This is a genomic window from Actinoplanes sp. NPDC051494, from assembly GCF_044454705.1.
In the GTDB taxonomy this organism is placed as follows: Bacteria; Actinomycetota; Actinomycetes; order Mycobacteriales; family Micromonosporaceae; genus Actinoplanes.
This window is the reverse complement of sequence record NZ_JBITDZ010000002.1, coordinates 268,565-284,540: the sequence shown is the minus strand read 5'-3', so window position 1 is coordinate 284,540 and position 15,976 is coordinate 268,565. Positions and strand designations below refer to the sequence as shown.

The following is a 15,976-nucleotide window of genomic DNA, read 5'->3' as shown; positions in this document are numbered from 1 at the left end:
ATGGGCACGCTTCCGGTGTCCGTCACCAGTCGTGGAGGGTGCCGTCGGTCAGGCGGTTGATGGGCAGGGACGCCGGCTTGTACGGGTATCGGGCCGCCTCCTGCTCGTTGATGTCCACGCCGAGGCCGGGGTCCTCACCGGGGTGGAGGTAGCCGTCGGCGTAGTGCCAGGAGTGCGGGAAGACGTCGTCGGCCTCGGGTGGGAAGCCCATGTATTCCTGGAGGCCGAAGTTGGGGATGGCGATGTCGAGGTGCAGGGCCGCGGCCATGCAGACCGGGGACAGGTCGGTCGCGCCGTGGGAGCCGCTCCGGACGTGGTGCAGGGCGGCCAGGTCGAAGATGCGGCGCAGGTGGGTGATGCCGCCGGCGTGCACGACCGTGGCCCGGATGTAGTCGACGAGCTGCTCGCGGATGAGGGTTTCGCAGTCCCAGATGGAGTTGAAGACCTCCCCGACCGCGATCGGCGTCGTGGTGTGCTGCCGGATGAGGCGGAAACCTTCCTGCAGTTCGGCCGGGACCGGGTCCTCGATCCAGGTCAGCGCGTACGGTTCGAGGCTCTTTCCCAATCGCGCCGCCTCGATCGGGGTGAGGCGGTGGTGGACGTCGTGCAGCAGTCGCAGGTCCGGGCCGAATTCGTCGCGGACCCGGGCGAACACCGTCGGCACATTGGTGAGGTATCGCGGGGTGGACCACACGTTCTCGGTGGGGATCGCCGCGTCGGCGGGCTCGTATCGTTCGTCGGGGCTGACGCCGTAGGTGGACGCCATTCCGGGGACCCCGGTCTGCACACGCACCGCTTTGTAGCCACGGTCCACGTATCGGGCGACCTCGGTGAGGACTTCCTCGGTGGTTTCGGCGCTCGCGTGCCCGTACACGGTGACGCCCTCGCGGGACCGGCCGCCCAGCAGTTGATAGACGGGGAGCCCGGCCACCTTTCCTTTGATGTCCCACAATGCGGTGTCGACCGCGGCGATGGCGGTCATCGTGACCGGGCCGCGCCGCCAGTAGGCGCCTTTGTAGAGGTATTGCCAGGTGTCCTCGATGCGGGCCGGGTCCCGGCCGATCAGCGTCGGGATCACGTGTTCGCTGAGATAGGCAGCGACGGCGAGTTCGCGGCCGTTGAGGGTGGCGTCGCCGACGCCGGTGACCCCGCCGTCGGAGGTGATGATCTTCAGGGTGACGAACGTGCGGCCGGGGCTGCTGATGATGACCCGGGCGTCGACGATTTTCATTCCGGCTCCTCTTTGACACGGGCGACGAGCTGGGTCGGGTTGACGAAGCGCAGCGCGGTGACCAGCAGGATCAGCATCATGGTGGTGTAGATGACGGCCATCGCGTCGACGGATTGCTGGGCGCGGATCCCGGCGGCGGACATGGAGTAGTAAAGGGCCACGACGAGGGTCTGGGAATCGGGGCCGGCGGTCAGGAATGTCAGTTCGAACATGCCGACCGTGCGGACCAGGACCAGGATCGAAGCGGCGAGGATCCCGGGTACCAGCAGGGGTGCCAGAATCCGCGCGAAGACCTGCCACGTGCGGGCGCCGCACATCCGCGCGGCCCGTTCGATGGCGGGATCGACCTGTTCGATGAACGGTGTCATGGTGAGGATGACGAACGGGATCGACGGGACGAGATTGGCGAGCACGACGCCGGAGAGGTGCCCGGCGAGGTCGTATTTGTAGAGCACCGTCGCGAGCGGGATGCCGTAGGTCATCGGGGGCATCAGGATGGGCAGCAGGAACAGCAGATAGAGCAGCCGCCGGCCGGGGAAGGTGCTGCGGGCCAATGCGTAGGCGGCGGGCACCCCGACGAGCACGGAGATCCCGACGACGAGCACCGCCGTTTCGACGGTCACCACGAGGACGTCCAACAGGGCGAATTCTTTCCACGCGGTGCCGTACCACCGGGTGGTCCATTCCTGGGGCAGCCAGGTGTCGAACCAGCGTTCGCCGAACGAGCTGATCAGCACGGAACCGACCAGGCCGGCGAGGATGACGAAGAAGAACACCACCGCGCCCCAGACCAGCCACGCCCCCGGTGTCGCGACGAGACGTCTCATCCTTTGCCTCCCGTCGATCCGGTGTAGAGCAACGAGCGCAGGCCGAGCACCACGCCGACGACGGCGAGCTCGACGACGCCCATGACGATGGCGATGGCGCTGGCGAGCGGGTAGTCGTAGGCCTCGTACGCGGCGTGGTAGGCGGCGATGGAGATGACCCGGGTGGTGCCGGCCGGGTCACCGACCAGGACCGCGGACGGGAAGACGCTGAACGCGAGCACGAACGTGAGGCAGAACGTGGTGGCCAGCCCGGGTGCGAGCAGCGGCAGCGTGATCCGGGTGAAGCGTTGCCACCAGCCGGCGCCGAGGGTGGCCGCGGCGCGTTCCAGCGTCGGGTCGATGCCGGACAGATAGGACAGGATCAGCAGGAACGCGAACGGGAAACCGGTGATGACCAGGGACAGGAACACCCCCCAGTAGTTGTTGGTGAGCCGGACCGGGTCGTCGATCAGGCCGGCGGAGATCAGCGTGCGGTTGAACCAGCCGGCCGGGCCGAGGAAGTTGAGCAGGCCTTCCGCGGTGAGCACGGTGCCGAGCGTGATCGGGATGACCAGCAGGGTGGTCACGGTGCGTTTCCCGCGAAACCGCCCGCGCATCCGGTAGGCGATGGGCACGGACGCGGCGACGTTCAGCAGGGCGGCGGGCAACGCGAGCAGCAGGGTGGTCGCGATGGTGTCGCGCTGATAGGTGTCCGTGAAGAACGTCCGGTACGCGGTGAGCGGCCCCCCTTCGAGCGGCTGGAACGACAGGCCGAGCCCGTACGCGAACGGGTAGACGAACAGCGCGACGACGCTGAGCAGGGCCGGCAGCAGGAGCAGGAGTTGCCGGTCGATGCCACGTTCGGCGAGGCGGTGCCGTCGTGCGGAGGGAGCAGCGGCGGTCATGAGGCGGCGAACACGAGGACGCGGGCCGGGTCGGCGTGCACGGTGACCTTGTCGCCGGGGTGGGGACGTTCGGTCGCGCGCAGGTGCAACGCCATCCCTTCATCGGTACGGGCTTCCACCGCGAGTTCGCGTCCCTGGTATTCGACGACCTCGACGGTGACGGGTATCCCGCCGTCGCCGGCGCGCAGGTCCTCGGTGCGGATCCCGGCGACCACCGCGTCGCCGGTGGTCAGGGGTCCGACCGCGGTGCCGTGCAGCGTCAGGCCGTGGCCCGCGACGGTGACGTCGGTGCCGGTGATCGCGGTGACCGTCATGGGCAGCAGGTTGCGGTAGCCCATGAAGTCGGCGACGTGCCGGTTGACCGGGCGGGTGTGCAGTTCCTCCGGGGTGCCGATCTGCTGCACGTGCCCGTCGCGGAGCACGACGAGGCGGTCGGCCATCGACAGCGCCTCCTCCTGGTCGTGGGTGACGTAGACGGTGGTCAGGCCCAGGCTCTGATGCAGCCGGCGGATCTCGGTACGCATCTCGAGGCGCAGCTTCGCGTCGAGGTTGGACAGTGGCTCGTCCATCAGCACCAGGGCCGGTTCGAGGACCACGGCGCGGGCGATCGCCACGCGCTGCTGCTGGCCCCCGGAGAGTTGACCGGGCAGTTTCGCGGCGTGGTCGCTCAGGCGTACCAGATCGATGGCCTCGTCCGTGCGTCGTCTGACCTCTGCCCGGGGCAGGCCGCGCATCTTCAGGCCGAACGCGATGTTGCCGCGCACCGTGAGGTGCGGGAACAGCGCGTAGCTCTGGAACACCATGCCGAAACCGCGGCGTTCCGGGGCGACGGTGTCGAGGCGGCGCTCGTCCTGCCAGATGCTGCCGGCGGTCAGCGGGAGCAGCCCGGCCAGGCAGTTCAGGGCGGTGGATTTCCCGCAGCCGGACGGGCCGAGCAACGCGATGAACTCGCCGCGGCGGATCGTCAGGGACAGCCCGCTCAGCGCGTCCTTGCCGGCGAACCGGCGGGTCACCCCGTCGAGGCGCAGCTCGGCGAAGTCGCTCACTTCTTCACCTTGGCGCCGCCGACCTCGCGATCCCACCGGTCGAACGCCGCGACCAGGGCCTTCGCGTCCAGCGGGGTCTCGAGCGGGTGACCGGCGATGAGCACGTCGTACTCGGGGCGGCCGTACTCGGCGAGCGCGTCCTGACTGTCCTGCGGGGCCATGCTCAGGGGCACGTCCTTGACCGCCGGGCCGGGGTAGAAGTAACCCTTGTCGTACGCCTTGGCCTGTTGTGCCGGGGTGAGCATGTCCTGCACGAGGTTGAGCACCGCGGCCTGCCGCTCGACCGGCACGCCCTTGGGGATGACGGCGTAATGCGCATCGGTGACCCAGTGGAAGCCCTCGAGTGTGCCGACCGCGGCTTCCTTGGGCACGGTGCCGAGCACCCGCGGGTTGATGTCCCACCCGGTCGTCGACACGATGATCTTCGCGGAGCCGTTGGCCAGGCTCTTCATCGTCTCCGACGTGCTCGACGGGTACAACGTGACGTACTTGTTCAGCTCGCCCAGGTAGGCCCACGTCTTGGCCCAGCCGTTGACCGGGTCTCTCGGGTCGGTGTCACCCAGCAGATACGGCAACCCCATCAGGAACGTACGGCCGGGGCCCGAGTTGGCGGGACGGGCGTACTGGACCGCACCGGGGTTGGCTTTCGCGTACTCGAGGAGTTCCTGTGCGGTCTTCGGCGGGGCCGGCACCTTCGCCGGCAGGTATTCGATCAGCGGCCCCGACGGGTAGTAGGTGACCGTCACGCCGTATTCACCGGCCAGCTTCTGCATCGCCGCGGCACCGGGCAGGTAGTTCGCCATGCCGGGCAGCCGGGCCGCGTGTGTGGGCAGCAACGGTATCCACAGGCCCTGGTCGATGCCGGCGGCGAGCCCGTCGACGCCGGTCAGCACCAGGTCGATGCCGACCCGGTTGGCACCCTGCTGCGCCTTGATCTTGCCGACCAGCTCCGGCGCGGTCGCCTTGGTGTAGGTGACCTTGCCGATCTGGTCGCTGTGCGCGGCGACGAACGAGTCGATCATCGGCTGGGTCAGCTGCAGGTTCCCGGCGACGTCGAGGATGTTGACGGTGACCGCTGCACCGGGTTTCTCCGGCACCGGGCCGTCGGTCGCTCCCCCGCCCGGCGTGTCGGGAGCCCCACAACCGGCGACGAGCAACAGTACGGCGAGAGCGAGTCTTGTTCTCATGACGGGAACCCCTATCGGTTGGCGGGGCCGGTGGAGCCCCGGACCATCAGCTGGGTGGGCAGATCGCGGCGCAGCACCCCGGGTCGCCCGGGGTCGGAGATCAGGCGCAGGAGCAGGTCGACCGCGGCCCGGCCGGCCAGTTCCTTGGGCAGCGCGACGGTGGTCAGGGCCGGGTGCGACATCGCGGCGAACGCGATGTCGTCGAAGCCGAGCACGCTGATCCGGGCGGGCACCGCGACCCCGCGGGCGGCGAACCGGTGCAGCAGCCCGAGCGCGACCAGGTCGTTGTAACCGATCACGGCGGTGACCGACGCCGCGAGCACCCGGTCCGCGGCGGACACCCCGCCCTCGAACTGCGGGCTCACGTTGCCGATCTCGACCAGATCGACGCCGGCGGTCTCACTGACCATCCGCAGGGTGCGGGTGCGTTCCCGGTTCGCCCACGACCCGCGCGGCCCGGCGACGTACGCGATCCGCCGGTGACCGAGCGCGGTCAGGTGCCCGACCGCCTGCCGCATCCCGTCCGGGAAGTCCGGCGTCACCGACGGCACCCGGGCGATCCGGCGGTTGACGAGCACGATCGGCGTGTCCCCGGCCAGCGAGCGCAACTCGTCGTCACTCATCCGCGGCGAGCACAGCAACAGCCCGTCGACCTGCTGGGACAGTTTGCGCACGAGCCCGGCCTCGGCGGCGGAGTCCTCGTCGGCGTCGGCCAGGAACACGGCGAGGTCGGCCTCGTGCGCCCGGGCCTGCACGCCCTTGACCACGCTGGGGAAGAACGGGTTGCCGAGGTCGGGGACGAGCAGCCCGATGTTGCCGGTCCGCCCGGTGATCAGCCCCCGCGCCGCCCGGTTGGGGTGGTACCCGAGGTCGCCGGCGGCCCGCAGCACCCGCTCCCGGGTGGCCGGATGGACGAGCTCGGGCAGGGTGAGGGCCCGGGTCACGGTGGACGCGGAGACCCCGGCCACCCGGGCCACGTCCTTGATCGTCACCGCCACATCGACCCCCGTGGTTGTGTTACCGGTACATGTGAAATCCATTTCAGACGAATGTCAAGGCATCGATCATCATCTGTGCATCAGGCGTGGTTCCCGCCCTGCAATCGTTTGCGGCCCGGTACCGTGACGGTCATGCCGACCATCGCCCTGCTACCCAGCGCCCTGCTCGGGCCGGCCGTCTGGGAACCGGTGCGGGCGGAGCTGGCCGCCGCCGGCCACGACGTGATCACCGCGAGCGTGGACGGGACCTCCGTGACGGACGTCCTGGACGGGTATCTGGCGAGCCTGCCGGCCGGGCGCGACTACCTGCTCGTGCCGCACAGCAACGCCGGCCTGTACGTGCCCGGCATCGCGGCGCGGCGCTCGGTGACCGGGCTCGTGTTCGTCGACGCGATCCTGCCGCCCGCCACCGGGGCCGTCCCGGTGGCCGGCGAGGGGTTGCTCGGGATGCTGAGCGGCCGGGCCGATGACGACGGGGCGCTGCCGGTCTGGACGTCGTGGTGGCCCGAGGAGGACGTGGCCGCGCTGTTCCCGTCGCCGGAGGCCCGGGCCCGGGTGTCCGCGGAGCAGCGGCGACTCCCCCTGACGTACTTCCAGGAGTCCGTGACCGTGGCCCCCGGCTGGGACGACGTGCCCGCCTCCTACCTCGGGTTCGGTGACACGTACGAGCCGGAACGTCAGGAGGCCGAGGGCCGGGGCTGGCGTACCGCGGTCCTGAACGGCAACCACCTGCACATGCTGTCCGCGCCCGGTGCGGTCGCCCACGCGATCCTGTCCACTACAGATCTGTACAGATACCGCGCAAGCTGACGTCCCGTATTCTCGCCGGACCGCCCCGATCGGATTACCCGCACTCCGGAGTCGCGTGGCCAGGACACCTCCGGGGCCGGGTCGCTCGTACGGGTAATTGACGAGGATTTCAGTGACGTCAATTCTGTGTGAGTTCCGAAACCTGATCTACGACGAGCAATTTCCCGGCGCCGGGCAATGGCGCGGAAATGCCGTGACGAGATATGTCGGAGGCTCGCAGGATGAAGCGCACCACCGGTTCGGCGACGGCCGTGGGCGGCCACACGGTCCGTGGTCGCATCATCCGGATCGTCGCCCCACCGCTCGCCGCCATGGTGGTGCTGCTCACCGTCTTCTCCGCCGGCGAGATCACCCGTTTCCGCGCGGCCACGGCGGCCGAGAGCCGGGTCACCGTCATCCTCGCGCTGCAGAGCCTCGTCCAGGAGCTGCAGAACGAACGTGGGGTGACGGTGGCCCTGCTCGGTGGCAGCGACGAGTTCAGCGCCCAGCTCCGCCCGGCCCGTGAACAGGTGGACAACCGGCGGCTCGCGGTGCGGTCCTTGTTGGACGGTGGCGGCGAGCTGGAGGACCAGGCCGCCGCATCGGTCGGCGCGCTGGACGGCCTGACCGAGGTGCGCGGCCGCACGGACACCCGCGTGGCCGATCCGGACGACACCTTCGACTTCTACACCACTCTGATCGAGGAGCTGTCCGACAACACCCGGCACCTGGCCATCGTCAGTGACGACGAGCTGCGGCGCGGCGCGGAGTCGGTCGAGCAGCTGGTCGAGATCAGGGAAGCCACCGCGCAGGAACGGGTCTTCCTGCGCGAGGTGTTCACCAACGGCGGCTTCCGCGACGGCGAGTTCTCCGAGTTCCTCGCCATCGTCGCCGCCCGGGACCTGTTCCTGACCGAGCTCGGCGAGTTCGCCACCCCGGCGACGGCGGCGGACATGCAGACGCTGCTCGCCTCCGGCAACGCGGTGAAGGCCCGGGCCCTGGAACAGGCGGCCCTGGGCTCGGGTGACGGCGAACAGCTGCGGCTGAGCCCCGACGCCCTGTGGTCCGAACTGGCCACGGTCCTCGACGACCTGACCCAGCTCGCCCAGCGGGTCGGTGACGGCGCCCGGCACCGGGCGCAGGTGCTGCGGGAACAGGCGACGGTCCGTACCGGGGCGCTGGCGGTGGTCGTCCTGCTCTGCCTTGCCGGGTCGCTCTACCTGGCGACAGCCGGGACGAAGTCGCTCGCCGGGCCGCTGGCGATGCTCGCCGCCGAGGCGAACCGGCTGGCCCGCGAGCGCCTGCCGGAGGCGGTCCGCCGGGCCGCGGCCGGTGACCCGGCGGGACCACCGGAGCCGGTGCCGGTGACCCCCGGCGCGACCAGCGAGATCCGGCAGGTCGCCGACGCGTTCGACCGGGTCCGGGAGACGGCGTACGGTCTCGCGACCGAACAGGCACAGCTGCGGCTGAGCAGCACGGAGTCCCTCGCGAACCTGGGCCGGCGCAACCAGAACCTGCTGCGGCGGCAACTCGGCTTCATCACCCACCTCGAGCGGGAGGAATCGGATCCGGCCGGGCTGGCCAACCTGTTCGAGCTGGACCACCTCGCCACCCGGATGCGCCGCAACGCGGAGAGCCTGCTGGTGCTGGTGGGCGCCGCCAGCCCACGCCAGTGGACCCGCAACCTGCCCCTGACCGACGTGATCCGCGCCGCGGTGTCGGAGGTCGAGGAGTACCGCCGGGTGGTCCTGCGCCGGATGGACGACACGCTCGTGCAGGGCTGGGTCGCCAGTGGTCTGGCGCACCTGCTCGCCGAGCTGATCGAGAACGGCCTGACGTTCTCCCCGCCGGACGTGGAGGTCGAGGTGCACGGGCGCCTGCTCGACGGCCGCTACCTGATCGCGATCTGTGACCAGGGCGTGGGGATGTCCGACGACGACCTGCGCGATGCCAACGAGCGGTTGCGTGGCGACGGTGACTTCCTGACCGCCCCCGCCCGGTTCCTGGGCCACTACGTGGTCGGCCGGCTCGCCGCCGAGATGGGCGCCCAGGTGCAGCTGGCCACGTCGCCGGTCACCGGCGTCACCGCCCGGGTCCACCTGCCCGCCGAGATCCTCGCCGAACCGGCACCGGTCGCCGCCCCGGTCCGGTCGCGGCCACTGGAGGTCGACTACATCGTGCTGGACGACAAACCGGCCGTGCCGGCCGCGCCCGAACCCGCCGGTGACGGTGAGCGCACCCCCAACGGGCTACGCAGACGCCTGCCCCGCGAACGCCGTCCCACCCCCGTGCCGGCATCGCCCCAGCGGGCCTCGGAGCAGCGGGCCTCGGAGCAGCGGGCCTCCGGGCACGGCGGGACGGTCACCGACTCGCCGGCCGAGGTGGGCAATCGGCTGGCGGCCCTGCGCGACGGCATGCGCCGTGGCACCACCGACCGTTCAGCGCCACCGTTCAGCACCATCGGAGGAAACCCATGAGCGCGGAAGCCCCGCCCCTCGACCGGCATCAGCTCAACTGGCTGCTGGGCAATTTCGTCCACCAGACCGCCGGGGCCCGCGATGTCGTGGCGGTGTCCTCGGACGGACTGCTGATCGCCGTCTCCGACGGCCTGCCCCGGGCCGACGCGGACCAACTCGCCGCCATCGTGTCGAGCATGGCCGGTCTGGCCCGCAGCGCGTCGCGCCGCTACGACTTCGACGGCCTCAAACTCATCATGATCGAGATGCGCCGCGGCTTCCTGGTCATCGCGGTCATCGCCGGCGGCAGTTGTCTCGGCGTGGTGGTCGGTGGCGACAGCGACCCCGGCCTCGTCGGCTACGAGATCTCACTGCTGGCCGAGCGGTTCGGCGACCTGCTGACCCCCGCGCTGATCTCCGACTCGAGGCGGAACCTGCCACGATGACCACGCCATGGTGGCAGCCGGGTGGACAGAGCGTCGACGAGGAACCCATGGTCCGGCCGTTCATGCTCACCGGCGGCCGGACCCAGCCGGTGCACGACGGACTGCGGATCGAGACGCAACTGCACGCCGCCCCGGCCGCCCTGTCCGCACCGCTGCGGTTCGAGTCGCGGCGCATCGTCGAGCTGTGCCAGTCACCGAGGTCGATCGCCGACCTGTCGTCGACGCTCGGTGCGCCGCTGGGTGTCGTACGTGTGATCGTCGCCGACTTGATAGCCGAGGGATACGTCCTCGTGGGCGAGGCACCCGACGAGCTCTCCACCGCATTGATCGAGAGGATCAGAGACCGTGTCCGGGCGCTCTAGCACGATGGCGGCACCGCCGCCGGTCGCCGTCAAAATCGTCGTCAGCGGCGGTTTCGGCGTCGGCAAGACCACGTTCGTCGGCGCCGTCTCCGAGATCGAGCCCCTGGTGACCGAGGCCGAGATGACGGAACGGTCGATCGGGATCGACGACACGTCAGCGGTGACCGGCAAGACGACGACCACGGTGGCGCTCGACTTCGGCCGCATCACTCTCGACGACGCACTGTTGCTCTACCTGTTCGGCACCCCGGGCCAGGACCGGTTCGCGTTCCTCTGGGACGACCTCGTCGACGGCGCGCTCGGGGCGATCGTGCTCGTCGACACCCGCCGGATCGAGGACTGTTTCCCGGCCATCGACTACTTCGAGGTGCACGACATCCCGTTCATCATCGGCGTCAACGCGTTCGACGACGCCCGCCGTTTCGACCTTGCCGAGATCCGCGACGCTCTCGGCGTACCGGACGCTCTCCCGATGGTCGAGTGCGACGCCAGACACCGCGATTCGGTCAAGGCCGTCCTGGTCGCCCTCACCGAACGCGTTCTCGTACGAAGGCAGGCCCGGCTATCGGGTTGAGCGATCGCTCAAGGGCCCCTATCCTGTGCTTGAGCGACCGCTCAACAGAACCCCGATCGGTCGCCGGTGACAGGAGGAGCAACGGTGAAGGTCGTCATTTCCGGCGGAACCGGACAGGTGGGCACGGTCCTGGACCGAGCACTGACCGGCGACGGCCACGACGTCGTGGTGCTGACCCGCTCACCCACCCGCTCACCCGGCGGCGAACGCCAGGTCTTCTGGGACGGCTCGACGCTCGGCGACTGGGCCGCGGAGATCGACGGCAGCGACGTCGTCATCAACCTGGCCGGTCGCAGCGTGAGCTGCCGGTACACCGCCGAGAACCTCGAGGCCATGATGAACTCACGGGTCGGGTCGGCCCAGGTGGTCGGCGACGCCATCGCCCGCGCGGCCCGGCCACCGCGGGTGTGGCTGCAGATGAGCACCGCCACGATCTACGCACACCGCTTCGACGCACCGAACGACGAGCACGACGGCCTGATCGGTGGCACCGAACACGGGGTGCCCGACTACTGGGCGTACAGCGTCAAGATCGCCCAGAACTGGGAAGCGGCCCAGCAACAGGCGGTGACTCCCCACACCCGCAAGGTAGCGCTGCGGTCGGCGATGGTGATGAGCCCGGACCGTGGCGGCGTGTTCGACGTGCTGAGCCGGCTCGCCCGATTCGGCCTCGGCGGACCGGTCGCGGGCGGCCGGCAGTACATATCGTGGATCCACGACCACGACTTCGTCCGCGCCATTCTTTTCCTGATCGAACACGACGACCTCGCCGGGCCGGTGAACCTGGCCGCGCCCGGCCCGCTGCCGCAGCGGGAGTTCATGCGAGACCTGCGCCAGGCCTGGCGGATGCCGTTCGGTCTGCCGGCCACCAGAGGCATGGCCGAGCTCGGCGCGTTCGCCCTCCGATCGGACACCGAACTCCTGTTGAAGAGCCGCCGCGTCATCCCGGGCCGCCTCACCGCCGCCGGCTTCACCTTCGATCACCCCCAATGGCAACCGGCCGCCACGGACCTGGTGGCACGGCGCCGCCGCTGAGGGGGCAGCGGACCTCCTCGGCCCGCGGCGAAGGGCCGGTGGTGGGCCGTCCCCCACTCCCCTCGGTGTTCCCGGCCGCTGCATACGTTCGTCGCCTCGATCGACTGCACGGCCCTGCCCGAGGAGCTGGCCGACCCGCCTCTGACTGCGGACGACCACCTTCTGCTACTCGGCGACCCGCAGACCAACCGGAATCGGGGCATCACCGTATACGTGCCCGCCGGTGGGCTCGGCTGATTGCCACCCTTTGCTCCGGATGACCCGCCCGTGCGGGCTAGCCCTGGTCGGGCCAGGTGACACCCTTGTTGCGGCAGAGGCAGAACGGGTGGCCGACGGGGTCGGTGTAGACACGCCAGCCGTAGCCGTCCACGCCGATGGAGTCCTGGTGCAAGGTTGCGCCGAGGGCCAGGATGCGGCTCTGTTCGGCCTCGATGTCGTCGACCTCGAAGTCGAGGTGGAACTGTTTGGGGTGCTCGCTGTCAGGCCAGCGCGGGGCGCGGTAGTCCGCCACCGGGTTGAAGGCCAGCTCGATCTCACCGAACCGGATGCCGGCCCAGCTCTCGTGGCTGTCCGCTTTGACCGGATGACCCGTCACCTCGGCATAGAACGCCGCGAGCCTCATCGCGTCCGGGCAGTCGATGATGACATCGGTGAATCGGAGCATTCAGCGATCCTGCCACAGGTCACCGGCGCCGAGGGGGACGCAGCCCCGGAACCCTGTCGTCATCGTGACGAGGGCAATACGATCGGCGGCATGGCCGAACCCGCCGGCACCAGCGAAAGCAAGCCACGGGCACTTCTCGTGGCGCTCGCCACGACGGTGATCACTTCGATCACTTCCGTCGTTCTCCAGATGGTCACCATCGCCGAGGTCCGCCACCAGAGCACCGTGTCCAAGCAAGAGGACCTCGCAAAGCTCGACGAAGCTCGCCGAGAAATGATCAAAACGGACAACACCGGAGCCGTCAGCGACGCGGACGCCCTCTACCTCATGATCGGAAGCCCTGGGGCGTACAACCAGACCGAGGCGGAGAACCGCTTCACGTCCATCCGGTCCGAGTTCTGCCGCGAGACCCGCAAGTGTTGAGCCGGCCTGCATGGACGCGGTTGAGAAATATGAGTGTTTCGATATCTTGCGGCTGTCGGCGCCGCCCTGTTCTCCTACGGTCAGCCGTGAATCGGCGTTGACCCTAGGAGTACCCATGAGACTCAGAACGGTGAAGGCAGGACCTGCCCTAGCTGTTTTCGTCGCGGCGGCGGTGGCGTTCAGCGCCCTGCCGGCGGCCGCCTCGACCGGCGTGCGCTCGGCCGGCTCATCCGCGCCGGCGGGCACCGCCGCCCTGCTGGCGGCCCCACCGACCGTCAGTGTCGCCAACGTCAACGCCCACCTGCAGCAGCTGCAGACGTTCGCCACCAACAACGGCGGCAACCGGGCCACCGGCACGGCGGGGCACACCGCGACGACGACGTACCTGCAGCAGAAACTGCAGGCGGCCGGTTACACCGTCACCGTGCAGACGTGCACCACGTGCAGCGGCTCCGCGAAGAACATCATCGCCGACTGGCCGGGCGGCAACACCAGCAACACGTACATGTTCGGCGCCCACTCCGACGGCGTGTCGGCCGGGCCGGGCATCAACGACGACGGCTCCGGCACGGCCAGTCTCCTCGAGGCCGCGCTGGTGCTGGCCGCGAACAATCCGACCATGACCAACCACGTACGGTTCGGCTGGTGGGCCGGTGAGGAGCAGGGGCTGATCGGCTCCAAGTTCTATGTGAACTCGCTGACCACGGCCCAGAAGTCCGCGATCAAGGCGTACGGCACGTTCGACATGATCGCTTCCACCAACGGTGGCTACTTCGTGACCGGCACCGACGCGGTCGCCGTGAAGCTGCGTGAGTACTTCACCTCGATCAGCGTGCCCACCGAGACGTCGACCGAGTGCTGCAGCGACGACGGCTCGTTCCGCAACGCCGGCATCCCGGCGTCGATCAACTCGACCGGGGCGAGTTACACGAAGACCAGCGCCCAGGTGACCAAGTGGGGTGGCACCGCCGGCGCGGCCTACGACCCGTGCTACCACAAGGCCTGCGACACGTACCCGTCGAACGTCAACAGCACTTCCCTGGGCCGCTGGGCCAACGCCGAGTTGTACTCCGTCTGGACGCTCACCACGGGCACGGCGACGGCCAACGACTTCTCGGTGTCGCTGAGCTCGAGCACCGGCGCGGTGAACCCGGGTTCCTCGGCCACGACCACGGTGGCCACCGCCACCACCTCCGGCAGCGCGCAGACCGTCGCGCTGACGAGCTCGGGCGCGCCCGCCGGGGTCTCGGTGAGCTTCAGCCCGGCGTCGGTCACGTCCGGCGGGTCGTCGACCATGACCGTCGCGACCACCACGGCCGCCGCGGCCGGTGCCTACACCATCACGGTGACGGGTACGGGCTCCGCGACCCACAGCGTTTCGTACACGCTGACGGTCAACGGGACCGGCAGTTGCACCGGCGCCGGCCAGAAGCTCGGCAATCCCGGCTTCGAGACCGCGACGACACCGTGGACCGCCACGTCCGGGGTCATCGGCGCGAACACCGGTGACGGAGCGCCGCGGACCGGCACCCGTGACGCGTACCTCAACGGTTACGGTTCGGCCCACACCGACACCCTGTCGCAGTCGGTCACCCTGCCCGCCGGTTGCAGCGCGTACACGCTGTCGTTCTATCTGAAGATCGGCACCGCGGAGACGACCACCACCACGCAGTACGACAAGCTGACCGTGAAGGCCGGCACCACCACGTTGCAGGTGTTCTCCAACCTCAACGCCAGCGGGTACACGCTGCGCTCGTACAACCTGGCCGCGTTCGCCGGGCAGACCGTCACCCTCACGTTCACCGGCGTCGAGGACTCCGGCCTGAAGACGTCGTTCGTCATCGACGACACCGCACTCACCGTCAGCTGACGGTCACCGGGGCGCGCCCGGCGATCCCCCGTCCGAGCGCGCCCCGGCGCCGCTGCGGTCATCCGCCCGGCTGCCGTTGTGGGAACGCGGGTCCTGACGCACCGCCAGGTGCAAGTGGCGCAAGGACAGCAGTGCCGAGCGGATCTCCTGCAGGTAGCGCTCCGGGGCGAGTGCGTCCGGGGCGAGCGGGATCGTGGTCCGGGCCGGGTCGAAGCCGATGGTGTCGATCCCGCAGCCGTAGCGCAGCGCGATCATCCGGATGGCGTCGCTGTGCTGGAACGGTACGTAGATCGGGGACGTGACGACCAGGATCCGGTCGGCGGGGCCCAGGTCGGCCCGGCGGGCCCAGAACTCGTACGTGTCAGCGGTGTTGGCCCTTCGCCTGCCGGGGTCGCTGGAGGGTGCCGCGAGGACCTGTCCGGTGGGCAGGCCGGGTGCCCGATAGGTGCGGACCTGCCATGATCGATGGGTGACCGGGCCGGGGGAGGACTCCTTCTCGGCGGTTTCGCCGTAACCGAATCCGGCGCGGACACCGGCGTCCATCGCGTCGGCCTCGTGGCCGTGGCCGGTCAGGGCCGGCAGGGTGGTCTCCGCCGCGGTCAGCGGGCGGAAACTGCCGAGCGCCGCGACCGCGGGGGTGGTGACGGTGCCGTCGCGGATCAGGCGGGCGGCGAATTCGGTGCGTTGCAGGCAGGCACGCCCGAGACCGCCGAGGATCAGGACATGCTCGTACGACCGGCGCGCCGGCGGGTCCGCGGCCACCAGGTGCAACGCGGTGGCGGCCTCGGTGATCAGGGCGGTGGTGGCCTGGTCGAAGGCCGGGGCCTCGACCTGGTCACGTTCGGCGTTGCCGCGGCGGCGGAAGTCCCAGTGTTCGGCGGAGAACGCGTCCAGCCAGGTCAGCAGCTCGTCCGGGCCGGCGTCCGGGAGCGCGGCGCCGAAGCGCGACACCAGGGCTCGTACGGGTGCGGAGGTGATCCAGTCCTCAATGGCCGCGGCGATCGTGGCGCGGTGCGGGTCAGGCTCACAGGCCGGCAGCGGGACGGCCGCGAAGCTGACCATTTCTCTCCTTCAGCAGGATTCGGGCACGGCTCACCAGGATAGGCGGGGTCAGGACGGGCAACTTCCCTGCCTCCGCGGTTGCCCGATCGATATGGACAACAGGTGAACTCGACCAGTAGGAA

Annotated in this window: 16 protein-coding genes; 8 read left to right on the top strand and 8 right to left on the bottom strand. The window is 69.7% G+C overall.

Annotated features, from left to right (window positions below):
- Positions 1-22: 22 nt before the first annotated feature.
- Genes manD through ACIA6A_RS07975 form a run of 6 tightly spaced genes read right to left on the bottom strand, consistent with a single transcriptional unit; the run spans position 23 to position 6,167 of the window.
- Positions 23-1,231, bottom strand: coding sequence for a D-mannonate dehydratase ManD (manD, locus tag ACIA6A_RS08000; protein ID WP_396096730.1), 1,209 nt, complete (start codon positions 1,229-1,231; stop codon positions 23-25).
- Positions 1,228-2,058, bottom strand: a complete 831-nt coding sequence (locus ACIA6A_RS07995; RefSeq protein ID WP_396096729.1) for an ABC transporter permease — start codon at positions 2,056-2,058, stop codon at positions 1,228-1,230. The genes manD and ACIA6A_RS07995 overlap by 4 nt, the downstream gene beginning before the upstream one ends.
- The gene (locus ACIA6A_RS07990) at positions 2,055-2,942 is read right to left on the bottom strand and encodes an ABC transporter permease (protein WP_396096728.1); all 888 of its coding nucleotides are present in this window, start codon (positions 2,940-2,942) and stop codon (positions 2,055-2,057) included. Before ACIA6A_RS07990 ends, ACIA6A_RS07995 begins: the two co-directional genes overlap by 4 nt.
- Positions 2,939-3,988 carry an ABC transporter ATP-binding protein gene (locus tag ACIA6A_RS07985; protein ID WP_396096727.1) on the bottom strand — a complete coding sequence of 350 codons (1,050 nt, stop codon included), beginning with the start codon at positions 3,986-3,988 and terminating at the stop codon, positions 2,939-2,941. Before ACIA6A_RS07985 ends, ACIA6A_RS07990 begins: the two co-directional genes overlap by 4 nt.
- Positions 3,985-5,175: an extracellular solute-binding protein gene (locus ACIA6A_RS07980; protein ID WP_396096726.1), complete on the bottom strand. Its 1,191-nt coding sequence runs from the start codon at positions 5,173-5,175 to the stop codon at positions 3,985-3,987. Before ACIA6A_RS07980 ends, ACIA6A_RS07985 begins: the two co-directional genes overlap by 4 nt.
- Before the next feature lie 11 nt (positions 5,176-5,186).
- Positions 5,187-6,167 (bottom strand): LacI family DNA-binding transcriptional regulator, encoded by a 981-nt coding sequence (locus ACIA6A_RS07975; RefSeq protein WP_396096725.1) that lies wholly within the window; start codon positions 6,165-6,167, stop codon positions 5,187-5,189.
- Positions 6,168-6,305: 138 nt separating this feature from the next.
- Here ACIA6A_RS07975 and ACIA6A_RS07970 point away from each other — a divergent pair, with 138 nt between their 5' ends.
- From ACIA6A_RS07970 to ACIA6A_RS07945, 6 genes are all read left to right on the top strand, one after another.
- Entirely contained in the window at positions 6,306-6,983 is a 678-nt protein-coding gene (locus tag ACIA6A_RS07970; protein ID WP_396096724.1) for a hypothetical protein, read from the top strand.
- 221 nt (positions 6,984-7,204) lie between these two features.
- Complete coding sequence (locus ACIA6A_RS07965) at positions 7,205-9,439, top strand: nitrate- and nitrite sensing domain-containing protein (protein ID WP_396096723.1); 2,235 nt, start codon at positions 7,205-7,207, stop codon at positions 9,437-9,439.
- The gene (locus ACIA6A_RS07960; protein WP_396096722.1) at positions 9,436-9,864 is read left to right on the top strand and encodes a roadblock/LC7 domain-containing protein; all 429 of its coding nucleotides are present in this window, start codon (positions 9,436-9,438) and stop codon (positions 9,862-9,864) included. The genes ACIA6A_RS07965 and ACIA6A_RS07960 overlap by 4 nt, the downstream gene beginning before the upstream one ends.
- Positions 9,861-10,226, top strand: coding sequence for a DUF742 domain-containing protein (locus ACIA6A_RS07955; protein ID WP_396096721.1), 366 nt, complete (start codon positions 9,861-9,863; stop codon positions 10,224-10,226). Before ACIA6A_RS07960 ends, ACIA6A_RS07955 begins: the two co-directional genes overlap by 4 nt.
- 4 nt (positions 10,227-10,230) lie before the next feature.
- Positions 10,231-10,800 (top strand): GTP-binding protein, encoded by a 570-nt coding sequence (locus ACIA6A_RS07950; protein ID WP_396097610.1) that lies wholly within the window; start codon positions 10,231-10,233, stop codon positions 10,798-10,800.
- Between the two features lie 84 nt (positions 10,801-10,884).
- Positions 10,885-11,835 (top strand): TIGR01777 family oxidoreductase, encoded by a 951-nt coding sequence (locus ACIA6A_RS07945; protein ID WP_396096720.1) that lies wholly within the window; start codon positions 10,885-10,887, stop codon positions 11,833-11,835.
- A 274-nt stretch (positions 11,836-12,109) separates the two neighbouring features.
- Here ACIA6A_RS07945 and ACIA6A_RS07940 read toward each other — a convergent pair whose 3' ends face one another.
- Positions 12,110-12,499 (bottom strand): VOC family protein, encoded by a 390-nt coding sequence (locus tag ACIA6A_RS07940; RefSeq protein ID WP_396096719.1) that lies wholly within the window; start codon positions 12,497-12,499, stop codon positions 12,110-12,112.
- A gap of 90 nt (positions 12,500-12,589) precedes the next feature.
- Between ACIA6A_RS07940 and ACIA6A_RS07935 the strand changes: the two genes are divergently transcribed.
- Together ACIA6A_RS07935 and ACIA6A_RS07930 are read left to right on the top strand one after the other, a co-directional pair.
- Positions 12,590-12,922: a hypothetical protein gene (locus ACIA6A_RS07935; RefSeq protein ID WP_396096718.1), complete on the top strand. Its 333-nt coding sequence runs from the start codon at positions 12,590-12,592 to the stop codon at positions 12,920-12,922.
- 115 nt (positions 12,923-13,037) lie between these two features.
- On the top strand, positions 13,038-14,792 hold the full coding sequence (locus tag ACIA6A_RS07930; RefSeq protein ID WP_396096717.1) for a M20/M25/M40 family metallo-hydrolase: 1,755 nt from the start codon (positions 13,038-13,040) through the stop codon (positions 14,790-14,792).
- A gap of 3 nt (positions 14,793-14,795) precedes the next feature.
- Here the strand turns inward: ACIA6A_RS07930 and ACIA6A_RS07925 are convergent, their stop codons facing one another.
- Positions 14,796-15,854, bottom strand: a complete 1,059-nt coding sequence (locus tag ACIA6A_RS07925; protein WP_396096716.1) for a hypothetical protein — start codon at positions 15,852-15,854, stop codon at positions 14,796-14,798.
- Positions 15,855-15,976 lie beyond the last annotated feature (122 nt).

What these genes read in the sequence shown, in the direction of transcription:
- ACIA6A_RS07995 (WP_396096729.1), bottom strand. Translation starts at nt 2,058, where the DNA reads ATGAGACGTCTCGTCGCGACACCGGGGGCGTGGCTGGTCTGGGGCGCG.
- ACIA6A_RS07925 (WP_396096716.1), bottom strand. Translation starts at nt 15,854, where the DNA reads ATGGTCAGCTTCGCGGCCGTCCCGCTGCCGGCCTGTGAGCCTGACCCG.
- ACIA6A_RS07955 (WP_396096721.1), top strand. Translation starts at nt 9,861, where the DNA reads ATGACCACGCCATGGTGGCAGCCGGGTGGACAGAGCGTCGACGAGGAA.
- ACIA6A_RS07960 (WP_396096722.1), top strand. Translation starts at nt 9,436, where the DNA reads ATGAGCGCGGAAGCCCCGCCCCTCGACCGGCATCAGCTCAACTGGCTG.
- ACIA6A_RS07965 (WP_396096723.1), top strand. Translation starts at nt 7,205, where the DNA reads ATGAAGCGCACCACCGGTTCGGCGACGGCCGTGGGCGGCCACACGGTC.
- ACIA6A_RS07930 (WP_396096717.1), top strand. Translation starts at nt 13,038, where the DNA reads ATGAGACTCAGAACGGTGAAGGCAGGACCTGCCCTAGCTGTTTTCGTC.
- ACIA6A_RS07980 (WP_396096726.1), bottom strand. Translation starts at nt 5,175, where the DNA reads ATGAGAACAAGACTCGCTCTCGCCGTACTGTTGCTCGTCGCCGGTTGT.
- ACIA6A_RS07940 (WP_396096719.1), bottom strand. Translation starts at nt 12,499, where the DNA reads ATGCTCCGATTCACCGATGTCATCATCGACTGCCCGGACGCGATGAGG.
- manD (WP_396096730.1), bottom strand. Translation starts at nt 1,231, where the DNA reads ATGAAAATCGTCGACGCCCGGGTCATCATCAGCAGCCCCGGCCGCACG.
- ACIA6A_RS07950 (WP_396097610.1), top strand. Translation starts at nt 10,231, where the DNA reads ATGGCGGCACCGCCGCCGGTCGCCGTCAAAATCGTCGTCAGCGGCGGT.
- ACIA6A_RS07990 (WP_396096728.1), bottom strand. Translation starts at nt 2,942, where the DNA reads ATGACCGCCGCTGCTCCCTCCGCACGACGGCACCGCCTCGCCGAACGT.
- ACIA6A_RS07935 (WP_396096718.1), top strand. Translation starts at nt 12,590, where the DNA reads ATGGCCGAACCCGCCGGCACCAGCGAAAGCAAGCCACGGGCACTTCTC.
- ACIA6A_RS07970 (WP_396096724.1), top strand. Translation starts at nt 6,306, where the DNA reads ATGCCGACCATCGCCCTGCTACCCAGCGCCCTGCTCGGGCCGGCCGTC.